27 protein-coding genes and 1 tRNA gene are annotated in these 24,889 nt (G+C 64.5%); 21 read left to right on the top strand and 7 right to left on the bottom strand.

The window, feature by feature from the left end:
* Positions 1-279: 279 nt before the first annotated feature.
* The 9 genes from RMN99_RS03655 (at position 280) to RMN99_RS03615 (ending at position 8,097) form a co-directional block, all read left to right on the top strand.
* The gene (locus tag RMN99_RS03655) at positions 280-531 is read left to right on the top strand and encodes a GlsB/YeaQ/YmgE family stress response membrane protein (protein ID WP_309621932.1); all 252 of its coding nucleotides are present in this window, start codon (positions 280-282) and stop codon (positions 529-531) included.
* 110 nt (positions 532-641) lie between these two features.
* Positions 642-1,391 carry an arginine deiminase family protein gene (locus tag RMN99_RS03650; RefSeq protein WP_309621931.1) on the top strand — a complete coding sequence of 250 codons (750 nt, stop codon included), beginning with the start codon at positions 642-644 and terminating at the stop codon, positions 1,389-1,391.
* Positions 1,392-1,479: 88 nt separating this feature from the next.
* Positions 1,480-2,448: a hypothetical protein gene (locus tag RMN99_RS03645; protein WP_309621930.1), complete on the top strand. Its 969-nt coding sequence runs from the start codon at positions 1,480-1,482 to the stop codon at positions 2,446-2,448.
* Between the two features lie 84 nt (positions 2,449-2,532).
* Positions 2,533-3,960, top strand: coding sequence for a circularly permuted type 2 ATP-grasp protein (locus RMN99_RS03640; protein WP_309621929.1), 1,428 nt, complete (start codon positions 2,533-2,535; stop codon positions 3,958-3,960).
* Positions 3,961-3,976: 16 nt separating this feature from the next.
* On the top strand, positions 3,977-4,924 hold the full coding sequence (locus RMN99_RS03635; protein ID WP_309621928.1) for an alpha-E domain-containing protein: 948 nt from the start codon (positions 3,977-3,979) through the stop codon (positions 4,922-4,924).
* Complete coding sequence (locus tag RMN99_RS03630; RefSeq protein WP_309621927.1) at positions 4,921-5,736, top strand: transglutaminase family protein; 816 nt, start codon at positions 4,921-4,923, stop codon at positions 5,734-5,736. The genes RMN99_RS03635 and RMN99_RS03630 overlap by 4 nt, the downstream gene beginning before the upstream one ends.
* Positions 5,737-5,783: 47 nt before the next feature.
* The gene (locus RMN99_RS03625; RefSeq protein WP_309621926.1) at positions 5,784-6,524 is read left to right on the top strand and encodes a peptidase; all 741 of its coding nucleotides are present in this window, start codon (positions 5,784-5,786) and stop codon (positions 6,522-6,524) included.
* Positions 6,521-7,624 carry an agmatine deiminase family protein gene (locus RMN99_RS03620; RefSeq protein WP_309621925.1) on the top strand — a complete coding sequence of 368 codons (1,104 nt, stop codon included), beginning with the start codon at positions 6,521-6,523 and terminating at the stop codon, positions 7,622-7,624. Before RMN99_RS03625 ends, RMN99_RS03620 begins: the two co-directional genes overlap by 4 nt.
* On the top strand, positions 7,621-8,097 hold the full coding sequence (locus RMN99_RS03615) for a hypothetical protein (protein WP_309621924.1): 477 nt from the start codon (positions 7,621-7,623) through the stop codon (positions 8,095-8,097). Before RMN99_RS03620 ends, RMN99_RS03615 begins: the two co-directional genes overlap by 4 nt.
* On the opposite strand, the gene RMN99_RS03610 is transcribed toward RMN99_RS03615, so the two are convergent.
* Positions 8,094-8,732, bottom strand: coding sequence for an extensin family protein (locus RMN99_RS03610; protein WP_309621923.1), 639 nt, complete (start codon positions 8,730-8,732; stop codon positions 8,094-8,096). The two genes, RMN99_RS03615 and RMN99_RS03610, sit on opposite strands and share 4 nt — an antisense overlap.
* A 200-nt stretch (positions 8,733-8,932) precedes the next feature.
* On the opposite strand from RMN99_RS03610, the gene RMN99_RS03605 reads away from it, so the two are divergent.
* The 3 genes from RMN99_RS03605 to RMN99_RS03595 all read left to right on the top strand — a co-directional run bounded on the left by RMN99_RS03605 (position 8,933) and on the right by RMN99_RS03595 (position 13,140).
* Complete coding sequence (locus RMN99_RS03605; protein WP_309621922.1) at positions 8,933-10,096, top strand: phosphoserine transaminase; 1,164 nt, start codon at positions 8,933-8,935, stop codon at positions 10,094-10,096.
* A gap of 99 nt (positions 10,097-10,195) precedes the next feature.
* Complete coding sequence (serA, locus tag RMN99_RS03600) at positions 10,196-11,779, top strand: phosphoglycerate dehydrogenase (protein ID WP_309621921.1); 1,584 nt, start codon at positions 10,196-10,198, stop codon at positions 11,777-11,779.
* Between the two features lie 236 nt (positions 11,780-12,015).
* Positions 12,016-13,140: an ATP phosphoribosyltransferase regulatory subunit gene (locus RMN99_RS03595; RefSeq protein WP_309621920.1), complete on the top strand. Its 1,125-nt coding sequence runs from the start codon at positions 12,016-12,018 to the stop codon at positions 13,138-13,140.
* 51 nt (positions 13,141-13,191) lie between these two features.
* Here the strand turns inward: RMN99_RS03595 and RMN99_RS03590 are convergent, their stop codons facing one another.
* Positions 13,192-14,109, bottom strand: coding sequence for an alpha/beta hydrolase (locus tag RMN99_RS03590; protein WP_309621919.1), 918 nt, complete (start codon positions 14,107-14,109; stop codon positions 13,192-13,194).
* Positions 14,110-14,176: 67 nt separating this feature from the next.
* Between RMN99_RS03590 and RMN99_RS03585 the strand changes: the two genes are divergently transcribed.
* The 3 genes from RMN99_RS03585 to RMN99_RS03575 all read left to right on the top strand — a co-directional run bounded on the left by RMN99_RS03585 (position 14,177) and on the right by RMN99_RS03575 (position 16,785).
* Positions 14,177-14,299, top strand: coding sequence for a hypothetical protein (locus RMN99_RS03585; RefSeq protein ID WP_309621918.1), 123 nt, complete (start codon positions 14,177-14,179; stop codon positions 14,297-14,299).
* Positions 14,300-14,465: 166 nt separating this feature from the next.
* Positions 14,466-15,755: an adenylosuccinate synthase gene (locus RMN99_RS03580; RefSeq protein ID WP_309621917.1), complete on the top strand. Its 1,290-nt coding sequence runs from the start codon at positions 14,466-14,468 to the stop codon at positions 15,753-15,755.
* Positions 15,756-15,765: 10 nt separating this feature from the next.
* On the top strand, positions 15,766-16,785 hold the full coding sequence (locus RMN99_RS03575; protein ID WP_309621916.1) for an aromatic ring-hydroxylating dioxygenase subunit alpha: 1,020 nt from the start codon (positions 15,766-15,768) through the stop codon (positions 16,783-16,785).
* Between the two features lie 6 nt (positions 16,786-16,791).
* On the opposite strand, the gene RMN99_RS03570 is transcribed toward RMN99_RS03575, so the two are convergent.
* Together RMN99_RS03570 and RMN99_RS03565 are read right to left on the bottom strand one after the other, a co-directional pair.
* Positions 16,792-17,289 (bottom strand): hypothetical protein, encoded by a 498-nt coding sequence (locus RMN99_RS03570; protein ID WP_309621915.1) that lies wholly within the window; start codon positions 17,287-17,289, stop codon positions 16,792-16,794.
* Position 17,290: 1 nt separating this feature from the next.
* Entirely contained in the window at positions 17,291-17,899 is a 609-nt protein-coding gene (locus RMN99_RS03565) for a hypothetical protein (RefSeq protein WP_309621914.1), read from the bottom strand.
* Positions 17,900-18,126: 227 nt separating this feature from the next.
* On the opposite strand from RMN99_RS03565, the gene RMN99_RS03560 reads away from it, so the two are divergent.
* Together RMN99_RS03560 and RMN99_RS03555 are read left to right on the top strand one after the other, a co-directional pair.
* Complete coding sequence (locus RMN99_RS03560; protein WP_309621913.1) at positions 18,127-19,113, top strand: winged helix DNA-binding protein; 987 nt, start codon at positions 18,127-18,129, stop codon at positions 19,111-19,113.
* 54 nt (positions 19,114-19,167) lie between these two features.
* Positions 19,168-19,243, top strand: a tRNA-Val gene (locus tag RMN99_RS03555).
* 250 nt (positions 19,244-19,493) lie between these two features.
* On the opposite strand, the gene RMN99_RS03550 is transcribed toward RMN99_RS03555, so the two are convergent.
* Entirely contained in the window at positions 19,494-20,069 is a 576-nt protein-coding gene (locus RMN99_RS03550) for a redoxin family protein (RefSeq protein ID WP_309621912.1), read from the bottom strand.
* Positions 20,070-20,085: 16 nt separating this feature from the next.
* Here RMN99_RS03550 and argH point away from each other — a divergent pair, with 16 nt between their 5' ends.
* From argH to RMN99_RS03535, 3 genes are all read left to right on the top strand, one after another.
* Positions 20,086-21,459, top strand: a complete 1,374-nt coding sequence (gene argH, locus RMN99_RS03545; RefSeq protein WP_309621963.1) for an argininosuccinate lyase — start codon at positions 20,086-20,088, stop codon at positions 21,457-21,459.
* A gap of 264 nt (positions 21,460-21,723) precedes the next feature.
* A complete protein-coding gene (gene lysA / locus RMN99_RS03540; protein WP_309621911.1) occupies positions 21,724-22,986 on the top strand; it encodes a diaminopimelate decarboxylase in 1,263 nt (420 codons plus the stop codon).
* Positions 22,986-23,747: an NAD(P)-dependent oxidoreductase gene (locus RMN99_RS03535; protein ID WP_309621962.1), complete on the top strand. Its 762-nt coding sequence runs from the start codon at positions 22,986-22,988 to the stop codon at positions 23,745-23,747. Before lysA ends, RMN99_RS03535 begins: the two co-directional genes overlap by 1 nt.
* Here the strand turns inward: RMN99_RS03535 and RMN99_RS03530 are convergent.
* Together RMN99_RS03530 and RMN99_RS03525 are read right to left on the bottom strand one after the other, a co-directional pair.
* Positions 23,731-24,126 (bottom strand): PaaI family thioesterase, encoded by a 396-nt coding sequence (locus tag RMN99_RS03530; protein ID WP_309621910.1) that lies wholly within the window; start codon positions 24,124-24,126, stop codon positions 23,731-23,733. The genes RMN99_RS03535 and RMN99_RS03530 overlap by 17 nt on opposite strands.
* On the bottom strand, positions 24,123-24,599 hold the full coding sequence (locus RMN99_RS03525) for a PaaI family thioesterase (protein WP_405029535.1): 477 nt from the start codon (positions 24,597-24,599) through the stop codon (positions 24,123-24,125). The genes RMN99_RS03530 and RMN99_RS03525 overlap by 4 nt, the downstream gene beginning before the upstream one ends.
* 126 nt (positions 24,600-24,725) lie before the next feature.
* Between RMN99_RS03525 and RMN99_RS03520 the strand changes: the two genes are divergently transcribed.
* Positions 24,726-24,878 (top strand): hypothetical protein, encoded by a 153-nt coding sequence (locus tag RMN99_RS03520; protein ID WP_309621909.1) that lies wholly within the window; start codon positions 24,726-24,728, stop codon positions 24,876-24,878.
* Positions 24,879-24,889 lie beyond the last annotated feature (11 nt).

Genomic DNA, 24,889 nt, shown 5'->3' with positions numbered 1-24,889 from the left:
GGCGTTCACCTGCTCCCCGGTATCGGGCATGACCACGCGGGCAAGTTCGAAGGGCACCTACTACCGTCAGCGGTTCGCAGGCCGCGATCGTTGCCGACATGGCCATGCCGGGCGGCAAGTCGATCCATATCGAACAGACCGTCAAAGCCGAACGGATCGATGATTGCGCCACGTAAAGCCGCTTGGTTTTGCTTGACTTAGCGCCCTAGCTGGTGTCGCCTTGGTTCAGCGCCCGTCCCGCATTGGGTCATGGGAACGGGGCACAAGAGGGGAATTCCAATGAAATATGTCAGCATGATCGTGGTTGGCCTGGTGGTCGGGATCCTGGCGCGCTTCATCTATCCCGGTGCGGTGCCGATGGGCCTGATCCTGAGCGCGGTGCTGGGTGTCGTCGGTTCGTTCCTGGCCGGATTTGTCGGCAGCATGGTCGACAAGGAGCCGGGAACCCAGCTCAAGCCCGCCGGGTTCGTCTATTCGATCCTCGGTGCGCTGGTGGTGATCTTCATCGCCCGCTTTGCCGGCGTCGCCTGACGCACCGCAACTGCAGACCAGAGCGGGGCGGGGCCTTACAGGGCTTCGCCCCGTTTCGTTGATTGGGGTGCCGAGCGAGCGTGACGCGGATATTTGATTTCACACGGGCAATGGTCCGAACACCTGGCCCCAGCGCGGTCAAAGGGCTGCGCGCCGGGCGTGGCCCCGACCCCGATTTCGCTGGCTTGCTGTCCGAACACGCCGGCTATGTCGCCGCGCTCGAAGCGGCGGGGATTGCGGTGACCGTGCTCGATCCGCTTGCGACCTTTCCCGACGCCCTGTTTGTCGAGGATCCGGCGCTGGTCTTTCGGGAAGGCATGGCGGTGCTGCTCAATCCGGGTGTGCCAAGCCGCGCGGGCGAGGTTGCCGAACTGGCCCCCGCGCTGGCCGAACACTTCGAGCAGATCGAAACCTTGGCTGAAGGTCACGCCGATGGCGGCGATGTGCTGGTCATGCCGGGCCGGGCCTTTATCGGCCTTTCGGCGCGGACTGACCGCGCTGGGGCCAAGGAATTGGCCCGGATTCTGGAACTTTTCGGTCTTGCGACGACGATTGTCACGCCGCCGCCGGGGGTGTTGCACCTCAAGACCGCCTGCTCGCTGATCGATGCCGAAACAGTGCTGGCAACCGGGGCGATTGCCCGCAGCGGCCTGTTCGCGGACTACTGCGTGATCGAAGTGCCTGCGGACGAAGAGGGCGGGGCCAACGTCCTGCGGCTGGCCGACCGTGTCTTGATGGGCAGCGGCTATCCCCGCATTGCCGATCTGATTGCGGGCCACGGAGCAGAGCCCGTGCCGCTGGAAACCGGGGCCATCGCCATGATCGATGCCGGGCTGACCTGCATGTCGCTGCGCTGGTGAATTCGGCTGGCGAAAATTGCCAAGACTTTGCCTCTTGCTTGCGCCAGGATCAGCACCGCAATCGCCCAATTTGCCGGAGCGCAAGATTATGATTCGTTTCAGGAAATTCCTGCCGCTCGCGGCCCTGGTGGCGGCGACGACTCTGGCTGCGAGCGGGGCTGAGGCGCAGTTCGGCGGGATCGGCAAAGTGATCAGCGCGGCCCCGATCAAGGCACCGGGGCTGCCCGATATCATCAATGGTCCGCAGCCGGTTTCGACCAATATCAAGGATGCGATTTTCGGCGATGCGGCGCGCGATGGCACCAGCCTGCCGGGCAAGCCGCTGCAGATGACCACGCTGCCGCGCAGCCCGCAAGGCGGGTTCGTGCTGGCGCCGGGTTATTACATGATGCTGGCGCAAAGCTATTGCCTGCACGCCGGAACTTATGGTCCGGGCGGCGGTGACGGCTACCTTTTTGCCCCGGTCAAGGGATCGGCCAAGGATGCGGTAACCAGCATTCTGCGCAATTCGGTGGTCCATCCCGAGATCGACCAGCACGATATCCAGTTGCTGCTGTGGGCGATTGTGGCCCGCGCCAAGTTCGAGGATCTCGATCCGCGGCTGAAAGCGGTCGCGGCAAACCTGCTCACCACCAAGCAGCTGGCCGGGCTCAACCGTTCAGCGCTGGGTGTGCTGACCAGCCCGCAACTGTCTGCGATCACCGGCGGGTTGCCAGGGCCGCTGCGCACGATCGTCGAGGCGGAAAGCCGGATGCGCGGGCTGCTGGCCACGCCGGGTTCAAGCTATGCCGATATCGAACGCGTTGCGGTGATCGGCGGGGTCGCACCGCGCGGGCCCGGATCGATCGATGTCCCCGCCACCCGCTGGAGCCTCCATCCCGATGGCTACTGGGTGCGCTACAAGCCCAACAGCTATACCAACACCTGGGTCGAAGTGTGGGTCGCGCCGGGCAGCAAGGCGGTCGGCAAGGTCTATGATCCGGGCACCGCGATCGCGGTTCCGGTCAACACTTCGCGGCAACGGCTGGCGCAATCGGCGCGGGTCTATAGCCGCTAGGCCGCCATTCTTTTCGCAGGTGCAGCAAGTGCTTGACTCTTCCCCGTCATGCGGCAGTCATGTCCGAGAAGGGAACACCGCTGCATGAATCACGCGCCCGCGTGCTATGACGAGATGTACGATGCTGAAGGCGGCGTCCGTGCGGCCTATGCCGGTTACTGCGACTGGCATGGCCGCCAGGATCAGGCTGCGCTGCGGCGCAAGGGCCTCGAAGCCGAAAACAACTTTCGCCGCACCGGGATCACTTTCAACGTCTATGGTGACAACGCGGGCGAGGAACGGCTGATCCCGTTCGACATGGTGCCCCGGATCATCACCGCGGGCGAATGGCGGCGGGTGACCAAAGGAATCGAGCAGCGGGTCACCGCGCTCAACGCGTTCTTGCACGATATCTACCACCGTCAGGAAATCGTCCGCGCCGGGCGCGTACCCGAACGGCTGATCGCGCGCAATGCCGCCTTTCTGCCGCAGATGGTGGGGATGGAGGTGCCGGGCGGGGTTTATACCCATATCGTCGGGATCGATCTGGTTCGCACCGGGCCGGACGAATTCATGGTGCTGGAAGACAATGCCCGCACCCCTTCGGGCGTATCCTACATGCTCGAAAACCGCGAAACGATGATGGCGATGTTCCCGGAATTGTTCACCACGGTGAATGTCCGCCCGGTTTCAGACTATCCGCGCCGTCTCGCCAAAAGCCTTGCAGCCTGCGCGCCGGCCTGCGCCGGTGAACGCCCGGTGGTGGCGGTGCTGACCCCGGGGATCTACAATTCGGCCTATTTCGAACATGCCTTCCTGGCCGACCAGATGGGCGCCGAACTGGTCGAAGGCAGCGATCTGCGCGTGGTCGATGGCCGGGTCGCGATGCGCACCACGCGCGGGTTTCAGCCGATCGACGTGCTCTATCGGCGGGTTGATGACGATTATCTCGATCCGCTCAGCTTCAATCCCGGTTCCAAGCTGGGCGTACCTGGCATCATGGACATCTACCGCGCCGGCGGGATCACCATCGCCAATGCGCCCGGCACCGGAATCGCCGATGACAAGGCGATCTATTCGTTCATGCCCGAAATCGTCGAATTCTACACCGGCGAAAAGCCGCTGCTCAGCAACGTACCGACCTGGCGCTGCAGCGAAAAGGACAGCCTGGCCCACGTGCTCGACAACCTGGCCGATCTGGTGGTCAAGGAAGTCCACGGCTCGGGCGGCTATGGTATGCTGATCGGGCCGACCAGTTCGAAGAAAGAGATCACCGCCTTCGCAGCCAAGCTGCGGGCCAAGCCGGCTAACTATATCGCCCAGCCGACGCTGGCGCTGTCGACCGTGCCGATCTTCGCCAAGACCGGACTCGCGCCGCGTCACGTTGATCTGCGCCCGTTCGTGCTGGTATCGCCCAACGGGATCGATATCACGCCGGGCGGGCTGACCCGGGTGGCGCTGAAAGCGGGATCGCTGGTGGTCAACTCGTCGCAGGGCGGCGGGACCAAGGACAGCTGGGTGCTGGAAGACTGATGCCCGGAACCGCATCATGCTAGGCCGGACCGCTAACGGGGCTTTCTGGATGGCCCGCTATCTCGAACGTGCGGAGAATACCGCGCGGCTGATCGAGGCCGGTTTCCGCATGGCACTGACCCGCGATGCCGCCACCGCGCATGAGGAGTGGCGCTCGCTGATTGCAACGCTTGGCCAGACCGGCGGGTTCGAAGCCGCCTATGGCCCCGACTATGCCGGCGAACGGGTATGGAATTTCCTGCTGCGCGCGCCGGCCAATCCCGGCTCGGTGCTGAACCAGATGGAGTTGGCCCGCACCAATGCCCGCGGCGTGCGCACCGCGCTGACCCGCGAGGTGTGGGAGGCGATCAACGAGGCCTGGATGGTGCTGAAGGACTTGCTTGCGCGGCCGGTGCGCGAACCGGCGCTGGGCAGCGCGCTGGCCGCGATCCGGCGCGAGGCCACCGCAGTGCGCGGCGCGTTCGATGGCACCATGCTGCGCAACGAGAATTACAATTTTACCCGGCTGGGCACCTTCATCGAACGCGGCGACAGCACCGCGCGGATCCTCGACGTGAAGTACTACGTTCTGCTGCCCTCGCTCGCCTGGGTCGGCTCGAGCCTCGATAATGTGCAGTGGGAGAGCGTGCTGCGCGCGGTATCTGGCGAGCGCGCCTATCGCTGGCTTAACGCAGGCGTAATGGAGCCAAAGGGGATCGCCGAATTCATCCTGCTTGATCGCCGCTTTCCGCGCAGTTTGCACTTCTGCGTCGACAAGTTGCGGTCAAACCTGGCTGGCCTCGCGCTGGAATACGGGCACGAAACCGAAGCGCATGAAGTGCTGCGCAGCCTGACCACCCGTTTCCACCAGACCACGATCGAAGCGGTATTCGAAGCGGGCCTGCACGAATTCATCCAGGACTTCATTGCCAGCAACCGTCAGGTCGCCCAGGCGATCGAACGCGCCTACAGGTTTGTTGCATGAGACTGCGGATCAGCCACACCACCCGCTATGAATTCGCCAACCCGGTCAAGCACGGGTTGCAGCGCTTGCGGCTGACCCCCAAAAGTACTCAGGGCCAGACCGTGCTCGATTGGCAGATGCACCTCGAAGGCGCGCGCTGCGAGGTGGAATACGACGATCACAACCGCAACCGCACCACGCTGGTCTCGGTCGAACCGGGGGCGACCAGCATCGTGGTTGAATGCCGCGGCAGTGTGGTCACGGCGGACAGCGCCGGGGTGGTCGGCCTGCATTCGGGACACATGCCGCTGTGGTCGTTCCTCGAACAATCGGCGCTGACCAGGCCGGGGCCGCGGGTGCGGGCCATCATGGCCGGGCTTTTCAACCCGCGCGATACGGTGCTGGAAATGCTCCACCACCTTTCGGCAAAGATCATCGCCCAGGTCAGCTATGTCGCCGGGCAGACCGGGGTTGATACCACCGGCGAGGAAGCGGCCGAACTGCGCATGGGGGTATGCCAGGATCACGCCCACATTTTCATCGGTGCGGCGCGCGCGCTGGGGGTGCCGGCGCGCTATGTCTCGGGTTATCTGATGATGAACGACCGGATCGAACAGGAAGCCGGCCATGCCTGGGCTGAGGCCCACCTCGATGGACTGGGCTGGGTCGGTTTCGATGTCTCGAACGGGATCAGCCCCGACGAGCGTTATGTCCGCGTCGCCACCGGGCGCGACTACCGTGAGGCGGCGCCGATCACCGGGTTAAGCTACGGAGCTGGGGAAAGCTTGCTTAAGGTGACCCTGGCGGTTGAACAACAGCGCTGCGAGCAGTAGGCCGCTTTGGGGCGAGGGAGGCTGCTGCATTGACCTATTGCGTGGGAATGCTGCTCGACAAGGGGCTGGTGTTGATGAGCGACACCCGCACCAATTCGGGCGTTGACAACATATCGGTGTTTCGCAAGATGCACGTCTGGTCGGTTCCCGACGAACGGATCATTTCGATCATGACCGCCGGCAACCTGGCCACCACGCAAGGTGTGATCAGCCAGATCGAGGAACGCGCCAAGGCGCATAACGAGCGGCACAATTCGCTGCTCGAAGCCGAAACGATGTTCCAGGTGGCCACGGCCGTCGGCAAGATCCTGCGCGATACGATTGCGACCAGTTCCGAACAGAACGGCGAAGATGCTTCGGCCGCGTTCCGCGCGTCGATGATCGTCGCCGGCCAGATCAAGGGCGGACAGCCGCGGCTGTTCATGATCTATCCCGAAGGCAATTTCATCGAGGCGAGCTTCGATACCCCGTTCTTCCAGATCGGCGAGACCAAGTATGGTCGCCCGATCATCATCCGCGGCTATGACCGCGACATGAGCTTTGAAGACGCGGTCAAGCTGCTGATGGTCAGCTTCGATTCGACCATCAAAGCCAACCTCTCGGTCGGGCTGCCGCTCGATCTGCTGGTGATCGAGACGGGCACTTTCGTGCCCACCCACCAACGCCGGATCGCCGCCGACGATCCCTATTACCGCGCCGTTTCGGCCGGCTGGAGCGAGGCGCTGAAGAACGCCTTCCACGCGCTGCCGGACTACAGTTTCTTCGAGGGCGAGGATAAAGCGGGGTGACGCGGATCAGCCGGCGCGGTTTGCTGGGTGGTTCGATCACGCTGGGGGCAGGCGCGGCGCTGGCTGGAAAGACGATCATGCAGCACGGCACCAGGCGCTATGAAATGCCGCTTGAAAGCGAGCCGCACGAACGTTGCCTGATGCAGTGGCCGGTCAGCCTTGCAGTCTATGATCGGGCGGCGCTGGTGCGGGTCCAGCAAGCGGTTGCCCGGATCGCAACCACGATTGCGCGCCACGAGCCGGTTGCGATGCTCGTCGGGCGTGATCAAGCCGCAGCCGCGCGGCTGATGCTGGGCGGGGCCGTCGAGCTGTGGGATATCTCGACCGATGATTTGTGGTGCCGCGATTCCGGCCCGACGTTCGTGCGCGGCGCGGATGGCAAACTGGCGGTCGCGCTGATTCAGTTCAACGGCTGGGGCAACAAACAGCCCCACGCGCGCGACAAGCTGATCGCCCGCAAAGTGGCGCAGCGGCTTGGCTTGCCGGTTATCGCGAGCGGGCTGGTGGGCGAGCAGGGCGGGGTTGAACATGACGGCGCCGGGACCGTGCTGGCCCACGCCAGCAGCTGGGCCAATCCCAACCGCAATCGGCTGCCGCTGGCCGAGATTGAGCGGCGGCTGCTTGCAGCCCTGGGCGGGCGCAAGATGATCTGGGCACCGGGGATCAAGGGCAAGGACATCACCGATTACCACATCGATGCGCTGGCGCGGTTTGTCGGCCCAGGCAAAGTGTTGATCCAACTGGGTGAAGCGATCGACCATGACGATCCCTGGTCGGTTGCGGGCCATGAAACCTTGCGCATTCTGCAAGCGGCATGCGACGCGAACGGCAACCGATTGCAGATCATCCGGTTGCCTGAACCGCTTGATACCCGCGTGACCAGCGCCGATTTCGTCGCCAGCTATGTGAACTATTACGTCGCTAACGGCGCAGTGATTGCCGCCCAATTCGGGGATAGCCGGGCCGATGGGCGGGCCCGCGAGCTGTTGCAGGATCTCTACCCGGGGCGGGCGGTGGAAATGATCGAGATAGATGCAATCGGTGAAAATGGCGGCGGCATCCACTGTGCGACCCAGCAGCAACCAAAGGCCGAGGCATGAGCAAGTCAGCAGGTTCTCCGCTCAAGTTTCTTGAACGCCACGCAACGGCGCTGCAAGCGCTGGCTGGGCTGGTGACGATGGTCGTCGCGGTGCTCGCGCTGGCCGGGGTGAAGTTGCAGATCGATGCTTCGGCCAGGTTGCAGCAAGAGCAATCGGCGCGCGACATTTACCGCGAATTTCTAAATCTCTCGATTTCCCGGCCGGAACTGGCCAATCCTGATTATTGCGCGATCCGCTCTGGCTCGCAGCGCGCGGCCTATGAAAACTATGTCGAATACCTGCTTTATACCGGTGATCAGTTGCTCGCCGCATCGCCGACCTGGGAAGCGACTTTGACTGACCATCTAAAACCGCACCGCGAATATTTGTGCGCAGAAAGCGATTGGTCGGATGACACGCCTCAAATTCGCGGACTGATGACGCGCTTTCAAGCCAGCCAGTGCAAGGGCTTCGTCAGCGCCTGCGCAGACTAGTGGCAAACCTGCTGCCCCGACAGCTCCAGATGCAGGTGGTCCTTGTGTGCGGCGTTGTAGGCCGGACCCAGCACGGTGCCGAAACGCTTGCAGGCGCTGGTGTGGATCGCGGTGAAGAAACGCCGCACCTTGGGTGAATTGTCTGACCAGTTGCCGGCCACGGTGATCCGCCGGCCATCGGCCAGGACAAAGCCCGAGACATCGATCGCATTGGCGGTGGCATGCGCGCTGCGACGGGCTGAGCCGGCGACATTGCGGCAATTGTAGCTGCCCATCGTCTCGATCCGGACCAGTCGGCTGCCAAGGATCTGCTGCGCCGCGCGGTCGACGCCATAGCGCGCCCAGCCGGCGAAGCTATCGGCCAGCGGACAGGCGACCGGGCCTAGTCCGGCCAGCGCCAGCATCGCATTGTCGCCCTTGACGCTGACCAGCTTGACTGTGCCAAGCGTTGAACAACCAGCGCCGTAATACTGATCGCGGACCGGGGTGAAGTCGGCGCGCTTGGTGCCAAGATCGGCCATGCAGGCACGTGCTTCGGGGCGCACGACGACCGGCTGGGCCGATTTTTCCACCGTTCGTTGCTGCGCCGCGCCGCCGCCAGGGATCATCTGGCAGCCCGCCGCGAATATGGCCAAAACCGGTATGAGCGGAGCCGTCTTCATGACCGCAAGGATGCCGCCATTTTGGTTAACAAGTCCCTACGCCGCCCGGATTGCGCGCCGGTAAGCGACGAGCTGTGATGCATTCGGCTTGACTTGCTGCGCTGCAACACTAGGTGCGGCTCCGGGCCACGCGGTCCCAACGCCGCGCGAGCTCTCTGTAAGGAGAGACTACAATGACTGTACCAATGCCCCCCGTGGGCGCGCCTTCGCGCACACTTACTCAACCGACTCGCAAACCCGCGCGTCCGTTCTTTTCTTCCGGTCCCTGCGCCAAGCCGCCGGGCTATTCCCCCAGCAAACTCGCCACCGAATCGCTTGGCCGCTCGCACCGCGCCAAGATCGGCAAGGCGCGCCTGCAATTGTGCATCGATCTGATGCGCGAGGTGCTGCAGCTGCCCGATACGCACCGCATCGGCATCGTCCCCGGCAGCGATACCGGCGCCTTCGAAATGGCGATGTGGACCATGCTGGGCGCGCGCGGCGTGACCACGCTGACCTGGGAAAGCTTTGGCGAGGGCTGGGTGACCGATGCGGTGGGGCAGCTCAAACTCGATCCCACGGTGATCCGCGCCGATTACGGCCAGCTGCCTGATCTCAGCCAAATCAACTTCGCCGATGATGTGCTGTTCACCTGGAACGGCACCACCAGCGGCGTGCGGGTGCCAAACGGCGACTGGATCCCGGCTGATCGTCAGGGCCTGACCTTTGCCGATGCGACCAGCGCGGTGTTCGCTTACGATATTCCGTGGGACAAGATCGATGTCGCCACCTTCTCGTGGCAGAAAGTGCTCGGCGGCGAGGGCGGCCACGGCGTGCTGATCCTTGGCCCGCGCGCGGTCGAACGGCTGGAAAGCTACACGCCAGCCTGGCCGCTGCCCAAAGTGTTCCGGCTCGTTTCGAAGGGTGCGCTGAGCGAAGGCGTGTTCAAGGGTGAGACGATCAACACCCCCTCGATGCTGGCGGTCGAGGACGCCATCTTCGCGCTCGAATGGGCCAGGGGGCTGGGCGGGCTGAGGGGCCTGCAGGCGCGCAGCGATGCCAATGCCGCCGCGCTCGACAACATCGTGCGCGAACGCAGCTGGCTGCGCCACCTCGCCGCCGATCCGGCCTCGCGTTCGAAGACATCGGTCTGCCTGCTGGTCGAAGGCGCGGACGAGGCGATGATCAAGGCAATGGCCGGCGCGCTGGAAAAGGAAGGCGCGGCCTATGACATCGCTGGCTACCGCGATGCCCCGCCGGGCCTGCGCATCTGGTGCGGCGCGACGGTGGAAACCGCCGATATCGAAGCGCTCGGGCCATGGCTCGACTGGGCTTACTACAGCGCCAAAGCCGCCTGAATTCGTCATCCCCGCGAAGGCGGGGACCTAGTTTAACCCTCAATTTGATACGCGATCGTGGGACTGGGTTCCCGCCTTCGCGGGAATGACGAGAGAACCATGACCAAACCCCGCGTACTCATTTCCGACAAGATGGACCCCAACGCCGCGCGTATTTTCGAAGAGCGCGGCTGCACGGTCGATGTCATCACTGGCGAGAGCCCCGAACAGCTGATCGCCCGGATCGGCGATTATGATGGCCTCGCGATCCGCAGCTCGACCAAGGTGACCAAGGCGGTGCTCGATGCCGCCAAAAACCTCAAGGTCGTCGGCCGCGCCGGGATCGGGGTGGACAACGTCGATATCCCGGCCGCTTCGGCGCAGGGCGTGGTGGTGATGAACACCCCGTTCGGCAATTCGATCACCACCGCCGAACACGCGATTGCGCTGATCTTTGCGCTGGCGCGCCAGATTCCCGAGGCCAATGCCCAGACGCAGGCCGGCAAATGGCCCAAGAACGATTTCATGGGCGTGGAAGTCACCGGCAAGACGCTGGGGCTGATCGGCGCGGGCAATATCGGCTCGATCGTCGCCAGCCGCGCACTAGGCCTCAGGATGAAGGTCGTCGCGTTCGATCCGTTCCTTTCGCCCGAACGCGCGGTGGAACTGGGGATCGAAAAGGTCGAGCTGGATGACCTGCTCGCGCGTGCCGATTTCATCACGCTGCACACGCCCCTGACCGACCAGACCCGCAACATCCTTTCGGCTGAAAACCTTGCCAAGACCAAGAAAGGCGTGCGGATCGTCAATTGCGCGCGGGGCGGTTTGATCGACGAAGCGGCACTGAAAGCCGGGCTTGACAGCGGTCACATCGCCGGGGCCGCGCTTGACGTGTTCCAGACCGAACCGGCGAAGGACAGCCCGCTGTTCGGCACGCCGGGCTTTATCTGCACCCCGCACCTTGGCGCCTCGACCAACGAAGCGCAGGTCAACGTGGCGCTGCAGGTGGCCGAACAGATGGCCGATTACCTGGTCAATGGCGGGGTGACCAACGCGCTCAACATGCCCTCACTGAGCGCCGAGGAAGCGCCCAAGCTGAAGCCGTACATGGCCTTGGCCGAGCAACTCGGCGGCCTGGTCGGGCAGCTGACCACCGGGGCGATCCCGCGGATCTCGATCCACGCTGAAGGGGCCGCGGCCGAGCTTAACATCAAGCCGATCGTGGCCGCGGTGCTGGCCGGGTTCCTGCGGGTCCAGTCGGCCACGGTCAACATGGTCAACGCGCCGTTCCTGGCCAAGGAACGCGGCATCGAAGTGCGCGAGATCCGGTCCGAGAAGGCGGGTGATTACCACACCCTGATCCGCGTTTCGGTGAAAACCGAAGCGGGCGAACGTTCGGTGGCCGGCACGCTGTTTTCCAACAGCGAGCCGCGGCTGGTCGAACTGTTCGGGATCAAGGTTGAAGCCGAGCTGGCCGGGCACATGATGTATATCGTCAACGAGGATGCGCCGGGTTTCATCGGCCGGATCGGCACACTCTTGGGCGAAAATGCGATCAACATCGGCACCTTCAACCTTGGCCGCCGCGATGCTGGCGGGGAAGCGGTGCTGCTGCTCAGCGTCGATAGCCCGGTGAAGCGCGAAGTGCTCGAACATGCCAAGGCGCTGCCCGGGGTGAAGCGGGTGATGGCACTGGCGTTTTAAGAACAAGAGGGTTCACGCACAGAACGCCGAGAAGAAGACAGCGACGCAGAGGCCTGGCACGTGCGGCGCAGCCGCTTGTAGTTTCGACCCTTTGATTTGAACGCAAGGGCGCGAATGGAACGAAAGTCTGCGGCGCTCGCGACCCCTTTGCGCCTCCCTTCCTTCTCTGCGCCTCTGCGTGAACCATTCTTTTCTTGCAGATGGCAAATCCCTCTCCAATCGCTAAAGGCCTGTCTATGGAAACCGACCGCGATCTGCTGCCCGAAGGCCTCGAAGACCGTCTTCCGCCCGCCGCCGCCGCTGCCGCGCAAGTAACGCGCGCAGTTCTCGATGTGTTGGGCCTCCACGGCTATGACCGGGTCCAGCCGCCGATGATTGAATTTGAACGCTCGCTCGCCAGCCGGATGGCCGGGATCCGGGCGCGCAAGATGTTTCGGTTCGTCGACCCGGCCAGCTTGCGCACGCTGGCGCTGCGCAGCGATATGACCCCGCAGCTGGGCCGGATCGCCTCGACCAGCCTGGCCGGCACCGCGCGGCCTTTGCGGCTGTGCTATGCGGGGCCAGTGGTGACCATCAAGGGTGATGGGCTCGATCCCACCCGCGAACGCTTGCAGCTCGGCGCCGAGCTGATCGGCAACGACAATCTGGCCGCTGCCAGCGAGATCGTGGCGGTGGCGATCGAAGCGCTGTCGGCCGCCGGGGCCAAGGACCTGACGGTCGATTTCACCATGCCCGATCTGGTCGACCTGCTGTCCGCCAATGCGCTGCCGCTGGATGGTGACAAATGCGAAGCCGTGCGCCGCGAACTTGACGCCAAGGACGCCGGCGGTTTGGTTGCTGCGGGGGGCGAGGCCTATCTGCCGCTGCTTAGCGCAATAGGTCCGTTCTACGCGGCGATCGAGAAGCTGGCGGCGTTCGATGCCAGTGGCGCGCTGGCCAGCCGGATCGCCGCTCTGCGCGTGATTGCCGCGCGGCTGGGGGGCAAGGCGCGGCTGACGCTCGATCCCAGCGAGCGCCACGGGTTCGAATACCAGTCATGGTTTGGCTTCACGATCTATGCCGATGGCTTGCCGGGCCTGCTGGGGCGCGGCGGCAGCTACACGATCAACAGCAATTCCGCCGCCCGCGCGGATGAACCGGCAATCGGCTTTTCGCTCTATCCCGATGCGCTGATCGATGCACTGGCCGCCAGCGAACCCGCGCGCGACACGCTGTTCCTGCCGCTGGGGCATGACACGGACCACGCCGCGCGCCTGCGCGCGATCGGCTGGCGAACCGTGGCTGCGCTGGGCGATGGCTGCGATGCCAAGGCGCTGGGCTGTACGCACCGGCTGGAAGATGGCGAAGCGGTGAAGCTCTGAAGATCCTCCCCATTTTTGGCGAATGCCGCTCATGGGGAGGACCTCGTTCGGCTAAACCCCGAACACCCGCTTAAGCCACGCATCCACCACCGGCGTTGCGGCGTAAGCTGGATCGCCCAGGCTGCGGTTGATCGCGGCGTGGCCTTTGAGGCCGATGCCGGGAAATTCGCGGCGCTGGACTGCAGTGCCAGCCCCGCGCAGCGCGGTTTCCAGCGCCTTGTTCTGCGCCACACCGTCTTTGCGCATCACATGGATCAGCAGAAACGATGGCGCGTTGGGGCTGGCGGCCTGCAATGTGGGACTGAGCGCGCTTTGCCGCGCCGGATCGCTGCCAAACGCCTGCAGATAGGTATCGTGCATGAAGTTGCCGCCATCGGCCATCTGTTTGGCCACGTCATAGGCCGCGCCGTCGATCGGGATCACCCCGTTAATGTTTGAAAAGCTGAGTCCGGCACCACGCAGGTATTGCTCGTCGGTGCCGACCAGCGCCACCAGATGCGCGCCCGCACTGTGGCCCATCAGCACGACCCGCGAAGGATCGAAGCCCAGCCGCACGGCATTATCGATCAGATAGCGCACCGACCGCGCCACATCGGCGGCCTGATCTTCAACCGTGGCTTCGGGCACAAGGCGATAGTTGATCGCGGCATAGGCATAGCCTGTGCCAGTATAGTGCGGGGCCTTGTACGATCCCGAAGCGGTATCCTTGCTGCCACGCTTCCACCCGCCGCCGTGAACGAAGATCACCAGCGGGGCGCGTTTGTTGCCGCTTTGCGCGGGCCAGAAATCGAGGTTCTGGAGCCGGTCGCTGCCATAAGGCAGCGTTTGCTTGCCCGGCGGCTGCGGCACCTGATCGCGCGCCTGATCGCCGCCGATCCGGTCGCGAAGCCGTCCGCCGGGGCGGGCTTCGGCCAGCGATCCGGCGAGCAGCGCCAAGGCGGCGCACGAAAGTATGATCTGTTTCCGCATGGTGTACTCCCTTTGCGGCAAAGGGTATTTCGGATCTGTTGACGCGCCAGCCGCAAAGTGTCGCCGATTGTCACAGCGCTGGACCGGAGAGCTGACGCTTACCGGCTGCCGCAAGGGCCTGAAACTCGATCCCGAACCCAAGGTGCGGGTCATGCTGGAAAAGGCAGTCGCGCGGCTAAGCGGGGATTGAGGATAACAGTGCGGCAAACCCGCTCTGCCCGCTTGACTCGGCGGCGCAACCCCGCTTAGGGGCCGCTCCGCACAACGGGCCGCCAGCGGTCCTCCAGTCCATCCCTCGCGCCGAGACCTGTCGAAGGGCGCTTGCGGATCCTCGCGGCAGGGGTAGGACTCTATCCATGGCAAACGTTACCGTGATCGGTGCCCAGTGGGGCGATGAAGGCAAGGGCAAGATTGTCGACTGGCTGGCCAGCAAGGCCGATGCCGTGGTGCGCTTTCAGGGCGGGCACAATGCCGGGCATACGCTGGTGGTGGGCGACAAGGTCTACAAGCTGTCGCTGCTCCCATCGGGGATCGTCACCGGCACGCTAAGCCTGATCGGCAACGGCGTGGTGCTTGATCCGTGGCACTTCCGCGATGAAGTGACCAAGCTCAAGGCGCAGGGGGTGGAGATCAATCCGCAGAACCTGCAGGTGGCCGAAAACGCCCCGCTGATCATGCCGTTCCACCGCGATCTTGATGCCTTGCGCGAAGATGCCAGCGGTGCGGGCAAGATCGGCACGACCCGGCGCGGGATCGGCCCGGCCTATGAAGACAAAGTCGGTCGCCGCGCGATCCGGGTTTGCGATCTGGCGCATCTTGACGCGCTCGGCCCGCAGCTTGACCGGATCTGCGCGCACCACGATGCGCTGCGCCGCGGTTTTGACAAGGACCCGATCGACCGCCAGCGCCTGCTGGACGATTTGTGGGATATCGCCGCTTTCGTGCTGCCTTTTGCCAAGCCGGTGTGGCGCACGCTCGACCAGGTCAACAAGGCCGGCAAGAACATCCTGTTCGAAGGCGCGCAGGGCGTGCTGCTCGATGTCGATCACGGTACTTATCCGTTCGTCACCAGTTCCAACACGGTCAGCGGCACGGCGGCCAGCGGATCGGGGCTGGGGCCGAGCGCAGCGGGTTTCGTGCTCGGCATCGTCAAGGCCTACACCACCCGCGTCGGCTCGGGCCCGTTCCCGACCGAGCTGGAAGACGCAACCGGCCAGCGGCTGGGCGAACGCGGCCACGAATTTGGCACCGTTACGGGCCGCAAGCGCCGCTGCGGCTGGTTCGATGCGGTGCTCACCCGGCAATCTTGCGCGATCAGCGGGGTAACCGGCATCGCGCTGACCAAGGTCGACGTGCTCGACGGGTTCGAGACGATCAAGATCTGCATTGGCTACACGCTGCGCGGTGAAGTGCTCGACTATTTTCCCAGCCACGCCGCCGATCAGGCCGCAGTGGAGCCGGTCTACGAGGAAATCGAAGGCTGGAGCGGCACCACCGCCGGCGCGCGCAGCTGGGCCGATCTCCCCGCCCAGGCGATCAAATACATCCGCCGGATCGAAGAGCTGATCGAGACGCCGGTGGCTTTGGTGAGTACCTCACCCGAGCGGGAGGATACGATTTTGGTGCGCGATCCGTTCCGGGGCTGAGGAGTTCCAGATGTATCTAAACAACGCCTGGTATGTCGCCGCCTGGGACCATGAGCTGTGCGATCAGCCGCTGGCGCGCACCATTCTTGAAGAAGCCATTGTGCTGTTCCGGACCAGCGATGGCCAGCCCGCCGCGCTGGAGGATTCGTGCCCGCATCGCCGCCTGCCGCTTTCGCAGGGCTGCGTGATCGGCGATGGGTTGCGCTGCGGCTATCACGGGATGCTGTTCGGGGCCGATGGGCGCTGCACAGACATTCCCGGGCAGGATGTGATTCCGCCGGCTGCGCAGGTCCGCGCCTATCCCGTTGCGCTGCGCTGGAACCTGCTGTGGATCTGGATGGGCGAGCCGGCAAAGGCCGATCCCGCTGCGATTATCGACGTGCCGCACTTTGCCGAGGCGGGTTGGGCAGTAAACTGCGGCCCGGCGATGGATGTGGCCTGCCATTATCAGTGGATGACCGACAACCTGCTTGATCCTAGCCATGTATCCTATGTTCACGCCAGTTCGCTGGGCAATGCCGATACCGCCGGGGTGCCAGTGAAGACCGAAGTGGGCGAGGACCGCGTGATCGTGACCCGCTGGCTGCTGGATAACGATCTAGCCCCGTTCTTTGCCAAGCGAGTGCCGTTTGCGGGCCGGGCTGACCGGCTCCAGCACTACGAAGTGCGGATGCCAGCACAGGCCGTGATCAAGGATGTGGTCGCCCCGGCCGGATCGGGCGCGCCCGAAGGCCGCCTGCATGCCGATACCTTCCTGATCGATAGCTACAATCTGGTCACGCCGGTCGATGCCGACAATTGCCGCTATTACTGGTTCCAGGTGCGCAATTATGCGGCTGACGATCTGGCCGAAAGCGAGGCGTTGACCGAGGATTTTATCGCGGCGTTCAACGAAGACCTGGTGGTGCTTTCGGCCGTGCATGCCGGCATCAAAGCCCGGCCGGGCAAGCTCGATCTCGCCACCGACGTTGGCAGCAATCACGCCCGGCGGATGCTGGCGCGGATGATCAGGGCTGAGGGGGTGCGTTAGCGCCGCCTACTTCCCCGGCGGCTGCCTCTGCGCGGCCATCGCGGGGGCGCTGCGGGCCATGAAGGACAGCATCTTGTCGCCCACACCGTCGATGTCATAGGGCTGTTTGAGCGCGCTGGCGCGGACGTGTTCAGAGACCACGATCGTCATCGCCTCGCCGCCCAGCCGGTTGACCGTCGCGTTCTTGGCCTTGGACTGGGTGCAATCGAGTGCTGCGCTTGAACTGGTCGCGCTCTCCTCGGCCACGTTGACCGTGCATTTGACCGTGCCCGATGTGCCTGCGCGTGCAACGGTGATCCGCACCTCGCGCGGGTTCAGTGCATAGCCCGACAGCCTGAGGCTGCCCATTCCGGTCCCCTCGACGGTGCGGCTGGCGGTGATCCGCTGGACCACGTCTTTGGCGGGAAGGTCGAAGGCCAGTTCGGCCTGCGACGAACCGCTGGCCATCCACACCCCGCCGACGACCAGGCTGGTGAGCGGGAAAGCAAGACGAATGAGGCTCATCTTACTTGCTGCCGCTGGGGGTATCGGCGCCCCAGCCGCCCGAAGACGGGCTGGAACCGGAACGCGAGCTTGCGCCCCAGTCTGAAGAACTGCCAGACGACGACCCGGAAACTTGGTCGGCCGCCTTGAGCGCTTCCTTCTGCATCCCGCCCATATTGCCCATCACGACGCCCATTTCCCTGCTTTGGGCGCGCTTGCGATCGAACGCGCGGCCCTGCAACTTGGACTGGATGTGCTCGTCGAACATCGGTGCCAGCAGCAGCACCTGCGTGTTGGCAATGGCCGAAGTGCTGTTGGCCGCGCCGCAATTGGCGACAACGCGGCTTTGCTTGGGGCCAACTTCGGTAATCACCGCGCGGCATTCGAGAACGGGAGCATCGGCGGAATATTGCATCGCCATGGTCACGCCTTCGCTGGTGCGCCCGGTGCCCCAGATGCTGATATTGCCATCGTTGTCGCGCCGCGGGATCGTGGTGCGGGCGCTGGCCAGCATGGTCTGCACCTCGGCTTTGGAATAGGGCACGGCCGCCGGATCGTAACTGGTCGCCTTGTAACCGACATAGCCGCCGATACCCAGCAGGCCGGTCAGGAAAAATAGCTTGGCACTCATCCCCAGTCCCTCCGTAATACTTTCGGCGTTTGCTTAGGGTGCATGCCCTTAAGAACTGGTTTCATCGCAATCTGTTCTTGGCCGACTGTGGATTTATCGACTCGGATTTGGCGATCGCGCGATACTGGATCAAAGTACTGACTGGGCGGCGGTCGAGACCGTGTGTCCGCTGATCTTGACATGAACCTGTTTTGTTCTACTTGTGTTCGGAACAGGAGTCGGAACCCATGGCCCAACCGAATTTCGCTTACGACAGTGCCGCCAACGATGCTGCGGGCGTGCCGCTCAGCCTTTCGGTGTTCGCCGATCGTCCGCACCTCGCCAGCCAGATGCGCGAGGATGCCGAAGCGGCAGGGTTTCGTTTTGCCGCAGGCGGTGATCTTGATGGGCTGCTTGAAGGCGAAGCCCAGCCGCTGGGTGAAGTCGTGCTGGTCGATTGCCCGGTGCCCGGTGCCGCTGCGCTCGCCGCCCTGACACGGCTCGATCTGCGCGCGGTGCACAGCGGCACGCGGCTGATCGTCTCGACCAGTGTTGCCGGGCTGGAAGACGTGTTCGCATGCCTTGATCAATCCGGCGCACAGATCCTGGTCGATCCGGGCCGGGCCGAGCGGGTGGTTGCGCTGGGCCGCGTGCTGGGCGAATTTTCGGGTCAGCGGTTGCGCGAACTTTCTGAGGATGACCGGCTGGTGCTGCTGCGGCTTACCGAACAGGTCAGCCAGATTGCCCAGCGGCTCGAACGGCTCGAAGGGCCGGTTGATCGCCCTGGCGGTGACAGCGCGTTCCGGTTTGAAAGCCCGCGTCCGGCCTTTGCCGGGGCCGAGGCGGAGGATGGCTCGGCGCGGCTGGTGCGCGCCACGCGCCCGGCGCTGCCCGATCCGCGGCTGGTGCGGCGGGTCATCCGCCAGCGCCAGGCGCGCGCGCGCTTTTTCGATGGCGATCTGTTTGGTGATCCGGCCTGGGACATGCTGCTCGACCTCACGGCCGCGCGCGCCGAACATACCCGCGTATCGGTGACCAGCCTGTGCATCGCATCGGGCGTGCCGCCGACCACCGCGCTGCGCTGGATCGGGCAGATGATCGACACCGGCCTGCTCGAACGGGTCGACGACGAGGCTGACCGCCGCCGCGCCTTCATCACCCTGACCGACAAGGCGGCCGATGCCATGGCCCGCTATTTCGCCGATCTGGGCAGCCAGACCGCGCGGCTCGTTTGACCCTTTGCAGCACGGGCATCTTCGGCTAGGGGCGCAGACCTTGGCTTTAGGGCCGGGCGCTTAGCTCAGTTGGTAGAGCATCTCGTTTACACCGAGAGGGTCGGCGGTTCGAGCCCGTCAGCGCCCACCAGTTTTCGGAATCAGAAGATGTCCGGGGGACATCTTCCCGAAAACTCCCGAGCGCAAGCGAAGGGGCACGCTATCCACCTGCAAATCCCGGTTCCGGCCTAAGTTGGGTCCGGGGGACATTCGCCGGCAAATCTCCCGAGCGCAAGCGACGGGGCACGCTCTCGGTTTAGCGATCCCGGTCCCGACAGCCACTTGGTCCCGGGCCCATCTTCACCGAAAACGCCCGGGCGCAAGCGATACCAGGTCTGCGCCTACTTCGCCTCGGCCAGCAGCGCCTTCGTTTCCGCATCCAGCCATTCGCGCGGACCGACGATACGCCACACTTCGCGCCCTCCCGCGTCGTAATAGACCGTTGCAGGCAGCGTTTCGGCGCCGAACTGGAAGGTCAGCGAATTGTCGGGATTGAGCCATGGCTCAAGCTTTGCACCGCCCTTTTGCGCCAGGAACGCCGGTACCTTGTCCAGCTTGTCCATATCCTGATTGACCGTCAGCACGCGGATCGCCGGGTTATCGATCGCCAGCTGATCCAGCTGCGGCAGTTCGGCCACGCACGGTGCGCACCAGGTCGCCCACAGGTTGATCAGCACCGGCTTGCCTTTGAGACTGGCGAGGTTGAGTTCTTTGCCGGCGGGATCCTTGAGCTGAAAATCGGGCATCTGGCTACCCTTGTGGCTGCGGTCGATCTTGCCGACCTCGGCCGCACCGGCGGGCGATGCTTGCGGTTGCGCCTTGTCCTCGCTTTGCCTATCGCACCCGGCAAGCAACAGGGCACAGCCAAGGGCAACGATCTTGAGCGAGCGGGATAACGATACGGAACGGGACAGCAAGGTAAGCTCCAATGCGATGTGGGGCGGCCGGTTCGCAGGCGGACCCTCGGCGATCATGCGCGAGATAAATGCCTCGATCCCGTTCGACAAGGCTTTGTGGCGTCAGGACATCGCGGCGAGCAAGGCCCATGCGGCGATGCTGGCGCAGCAAGGCATCGTTTCCGCAGCCGATGCCGCCGCGATAGCAGCCGGGCTCGAAACCATCGCGGGCGAATATGCCGCCCACGGCGTGCCTGAAAACTGGGACCTGGAAGATATCCACATGGTCACCGAAAGCCGGCTGGCTGAACTGATCGGCGCTACTGCAGGCCGGCTTCACACCGCACGTTCGCGCAACGATCAGGTGGCCACCGATTTCCGCCTGTGGGTGCGCGATGCGATTGATGGGGCCGAGGCCGGGCTGAAGGCGCTGCAGATCGCGCTGGTGACGCGCGCGGATGAACATGCCGCCAGCATCATGCCCGGGTTCACCCATCTGCAGGTCGCGCAGCCGGTTACGCTGGGTCACCACCTGATGGCCTATTACGAGATGCTGCAGCGCGATCGGTCGCGCTTTGCCGATTGCCGGGTGCGCCTCAATCAGTCGCCGCTGGGTTCGGCGGCACTGGCGGGAACAGGTTTCCCGATCGACCGCGACATCACCGCCCGCGCGCTGGGCTTCGATGCTCCCACCCGCAACAGCCTTGATGGCGTGTCGGACCGCGATTTCGCGATCGAATATCTGACCAGCGCGGCGCAGTGCGCGCTGCACCTTTCGCGCCTTGCCGAAGAACTGATCATCTGGGCCAGCCAGCCGTTTGGCTTCGTGACCCTGCCTGACAGCTTGTCGACCGGCAGCTCGATCATGCCGCAGAAAAAGAACCCTGATGCCGCCGAACTGGTGCGCGGCCATTCGGGGCGGATTGTTGGCGCACTGACCAGCCTGATGGTGACGATGAAAGGCCTGCCGCTGGCCTATTCGAAAGACATGCAGGACGACAAGGTGCCGGTGTTCGAGGCCGCGGGCCTGCTTGACCTGTGCCTCGCCGCGATGACCGGGATGATCGCAGGCGCCACCTTCCGCACGACACGGATGCGCGCCGCCGCCGAACTGGGCTATGCTACGGCGACCGACCTGGCTGACTGGCTGGTGCGCCAGGCGGGCATCCCGTTTCGCGAGGCGCACCACATCACCGGCGCCGCGGTGAAACTGGCGGAAAGCCGTGAGCTGGCGCTCGACGCCGTGCCACTGACCGATTTGCAAGCTATCGATTCCCGGATTGATGAACGCGTTTTTGCAGCGCTTTCGGTCGATGCCTCGGTGGCCTCGCGCGCCAGCTATGGCGGAACCGCGCCGGATCAGGTAAAGGCCCGCGTGGCCGAAGCGCGCCTCGCGCTGGGTCTGGAGTAGACGCGATGCGTGCATGGGTGCTGCCCGTTCTGGTTCTTGGCCTGGCCGGCTGCGGAGCAACCGCGCCGCTCAAGCCTGTCGCCGGCCAATCGCTCCCGGTTGCGCCGTTCGGGGCCGAGGTCAAGCCGAGCGCGGGAACTTTGCTCAAACCTCCGCCCCAGGCTGCGCCGGAACGCAGCGTCGAACTGCGAAAACGGTCGGAGGAGCGCCTCCAGGACCCGTTCGATCTGCCCCCTTCCGAAGACGAAAAGCAGCCATAAAATCATGGACCATTTTGAATTCCGGGACGGCGTTCTTTACGCCGAAGACCTGCCGCTGAGCGTGATTGCCGAAGCCGTCGGAACCCCCGTTTACGTCTATTCGCGCGCCACGCTGGAACGCCATGCCCGCGTGTTCAAGGCAGCGCTGGCGCACCTTCCGCGCACGCACATCGCCTTTGCGATCAAGGCCAATCCCAACCTTGCCGTGCTCAAGGTGATGACCCGCGAGGGGCTGGGCGCCGATGTGGTTTCGGGCGGCGAGCTGGCCCGCGCGCTGGCCGCCGGGATGCCTGCAAGCGACATCGTCTTTTCGGGCGTGGGCAAGCAGGCACACGAAATGGTGCAGGGGCTGGATGCCGCGATCGGCCAGTTCAACATCGAGAGCGAGGAAGAAGGCGTGGAGCTGGCGGCGCTGGCGGCTGCGCGCGGACAGGTTGCGGCTTGCGCGCTCAGGGTCAATCCCGATGTCGATGCGCGCACGCATGCGAAGATTTCGACCGGCAAGGCCGAGAACAAGTTTGGCGTGCCGATTGACCGTGCGGCGGAGATCTATGCGCGGCTTGCGGGCCTGCCCGGGATCGATATGCGTGGGCTCGCGGTGCACATCGGCAGCCAGCTGCAGGAACTGCAGCCGCTTGAGGACGCGTTCGTCAAGCTGGGTGAGCTGATCGCCGAATTGCGCAGTGCAGGCCAGACCGTCACCCATGCCGATCTCGGCGGCGGGCTTGGCGTGCCTTACAAGGCGGGCGAGATATTCCCTTCGCCCGAAGAATATGGCCAGATGGTCGGGCGGGTCTGCGCAGATTGGGACGTGACCTTGATGTTCGAGCCGGGCCGGGTGATCTGCGGCAATGCCGGCGTGCTGCTGACCCGGGTGATCCGGGTCAAGCGCAGCGGCAACGGCGCGCCGTTCGTCATCGTCGATGCGGCGATGAACGATCTGGCGCGCCCGGCGATGTACGGTGCCTGGCACGAAATCGATGCGGTCGTGCCCACTGGCAGCCGGATGGAGGCCAAAGTGGTCGGCCCGATTTGCGAGACCGGCGATACCTTTGCCATGGGCCGCGAGATGGATGCGATTGAGGCCGGCGATCTGGCCGTGTTCCGCACCGCCGGGGCCTATGGCGCGACCATGGCATCGTCTTACAACAGCCGCGGTTTCATCTGCGAAGTAATGGTCGATGGCGATAGATTTGCCGTGGTGGCCGACCGGATTCTGCCCGAAGCGATCAGCGCAGCCGAACGCGTGCCGGACTGGCTGACGTGATGCACAGCCTGCCGCTCTACCACCGCATCACCGGACAGACGGTGATCGTGCTGGGCGAGGGGGAGGCGGCGGCGGCCAAGCGGCGACTGGTGGAGCGGGCCGGGGGCATTGTCAGCAACGACGAAGCGGCGCTGGCCCCGTTCGCCTTCATCGCGCGCGATGCGCCCGAGGACGCAGCAGCGCGGTTGAAGGCGCGCGGCGTGCTGGTCAACGTGGTCGACCGGCCAGACCTGTGCCAGTTCACCGTCCCCAGCCTGCTTGAGCGCGGCGCGGTGCTGGTCGCGGTCGGTACCGGCGGGGTTTCGGCGGGGCTGGCCAAGGCGCTGCGGATGCGGCTTGAAGCCGTGTTGCCGCAATCTTTGGGGCAATTGGCCGCAGCGCTGGGGGCGGCGCGCGATGCCATGCGCAGACGCTGGCCCGCCATGGCCGAGCGGCGCCACCAGATCGACCGGGCACTGACCCGCGGCGGCATCGCTGATCCGCTGGACGAGTTCGATGCCGATCGCTTTGGGGGATGGTTGCACGGCGATGTGCCACCGGCCGGCACCGATACCCGCGCCGAATTCACCATTGCCAGTGGCGATCCCGATGATCTCACCCTGCGCCAGGCGCGCTGGCTGGCGAGCGCCGATCTGGTCATTCACGATCCCGCTGTGGCGCCGGCAATCCTGGCCCTGGCCCGCGCCGATGCCTTGCGCGCGCTGGCCGATCAGCCGGTCACTGCTGTCCGCGGACTGACTGTGATCATTCGTCGGGGCTGAGCAGCAGTTTCATCTGCGCCAATGCGATCGGCTTGCTGCGATCATCCTGCCAGGCCTCGGCATTGACCAATGCCACGCGGCGGCCAGCGCGGGTTACCGTGCCCATTGCAAAGGTGCGCTGCTGGGTCCCGCCGCGCATGAATTCGACCTGGACATTGACCGGCTTCAGCTTCATCGACTCGCCGCGCCGGTCAAGTTCATGGCGCAAGGCAGCGATCGCGGCCATTTCCATCAGGCCGCTCATCGCGCCGCCATGCAGGAAACCAGGCCGCCCGGCGACGCGGTCGGAATAGTCAAAGTACAGGATCGGGACGCCGTCCTCGTCATGATCGAGCGCGATTCCCAGCGCCTGGGCATAAGGTGGCAGCGGGCTGCTCACAGATAGGTTCCGTGCGTGGCCATGAAGGTTCCGGTGACATGGGCCACCGGATCGTCCAGATCCTCGTCATAGGCAACGCCGCGAATGAAGGCGATGGTGCGGGTCAGCTTGTAGCATTCGCCGCGCCCGATGATGGTCTTGCCCGGCACCGCCGCGCGCATGTAATCGACCCGCAGGTCCAGCGTGGCATGCGGGGTGAAGCGTTCTGCCACCGTCCAGACCGACATCGATGTGGCATTGTCCATCAGGCTGATGATCGGACCCGATGCCAGCACGCCGGTTTCGGCCACGCCGACCAGCTCTTCGCGCCATGGCAGCATCAGTTCAACCCAGTCGGGCCCGTGGGCGTGATAGTCAAACCCCAGCCAGCCGCCGTGGCCATGGCGGCCCATGCCCCTGACGGCGCGTGCCGGATCGAACACGAAACCGGGCGGCATGGCAAACGGCGGAGGAGCGGAATCCGGGGCATTCATGGGCGCTTGTGTGCTGCTGCCAAGGCCCGATTACAATCTTTTAATTTCAAACCCGGGCCTTCTCCTGCGCAGCTTGGTCGCCGCGGGGTGCACTTGCTTCGCTGCCTACAACCAGAGGGAACTGCCATGAATCTGCCCAAAATCGATATTTCGGCCTTGCCCGATCTTAACACCCTGACCGCCGCTTTTGGCAGCCTGTTTCAGCCCGGCCAGGCCGGCAACGATGATACCGTGATCATCATGATGGTGTTCGTCTACGAACGGCTGATCCAGCCCTGAGCGGGGCAATC

The sequence above is a fragment of the Novosphingobium sp. genome, from assembly GCF_031417815.1.
GTDB lineage: Bacteria > Pseudomonadota > Alphaproteobacteria > Sphingomonadales > Sphingomonadaceae > Novosphingobium.
The sequence above is the reverse complement of the archived record's forward strand: the minus strand, read 5'-3'. Positions and strand labels throughout refer to the sequence as shown.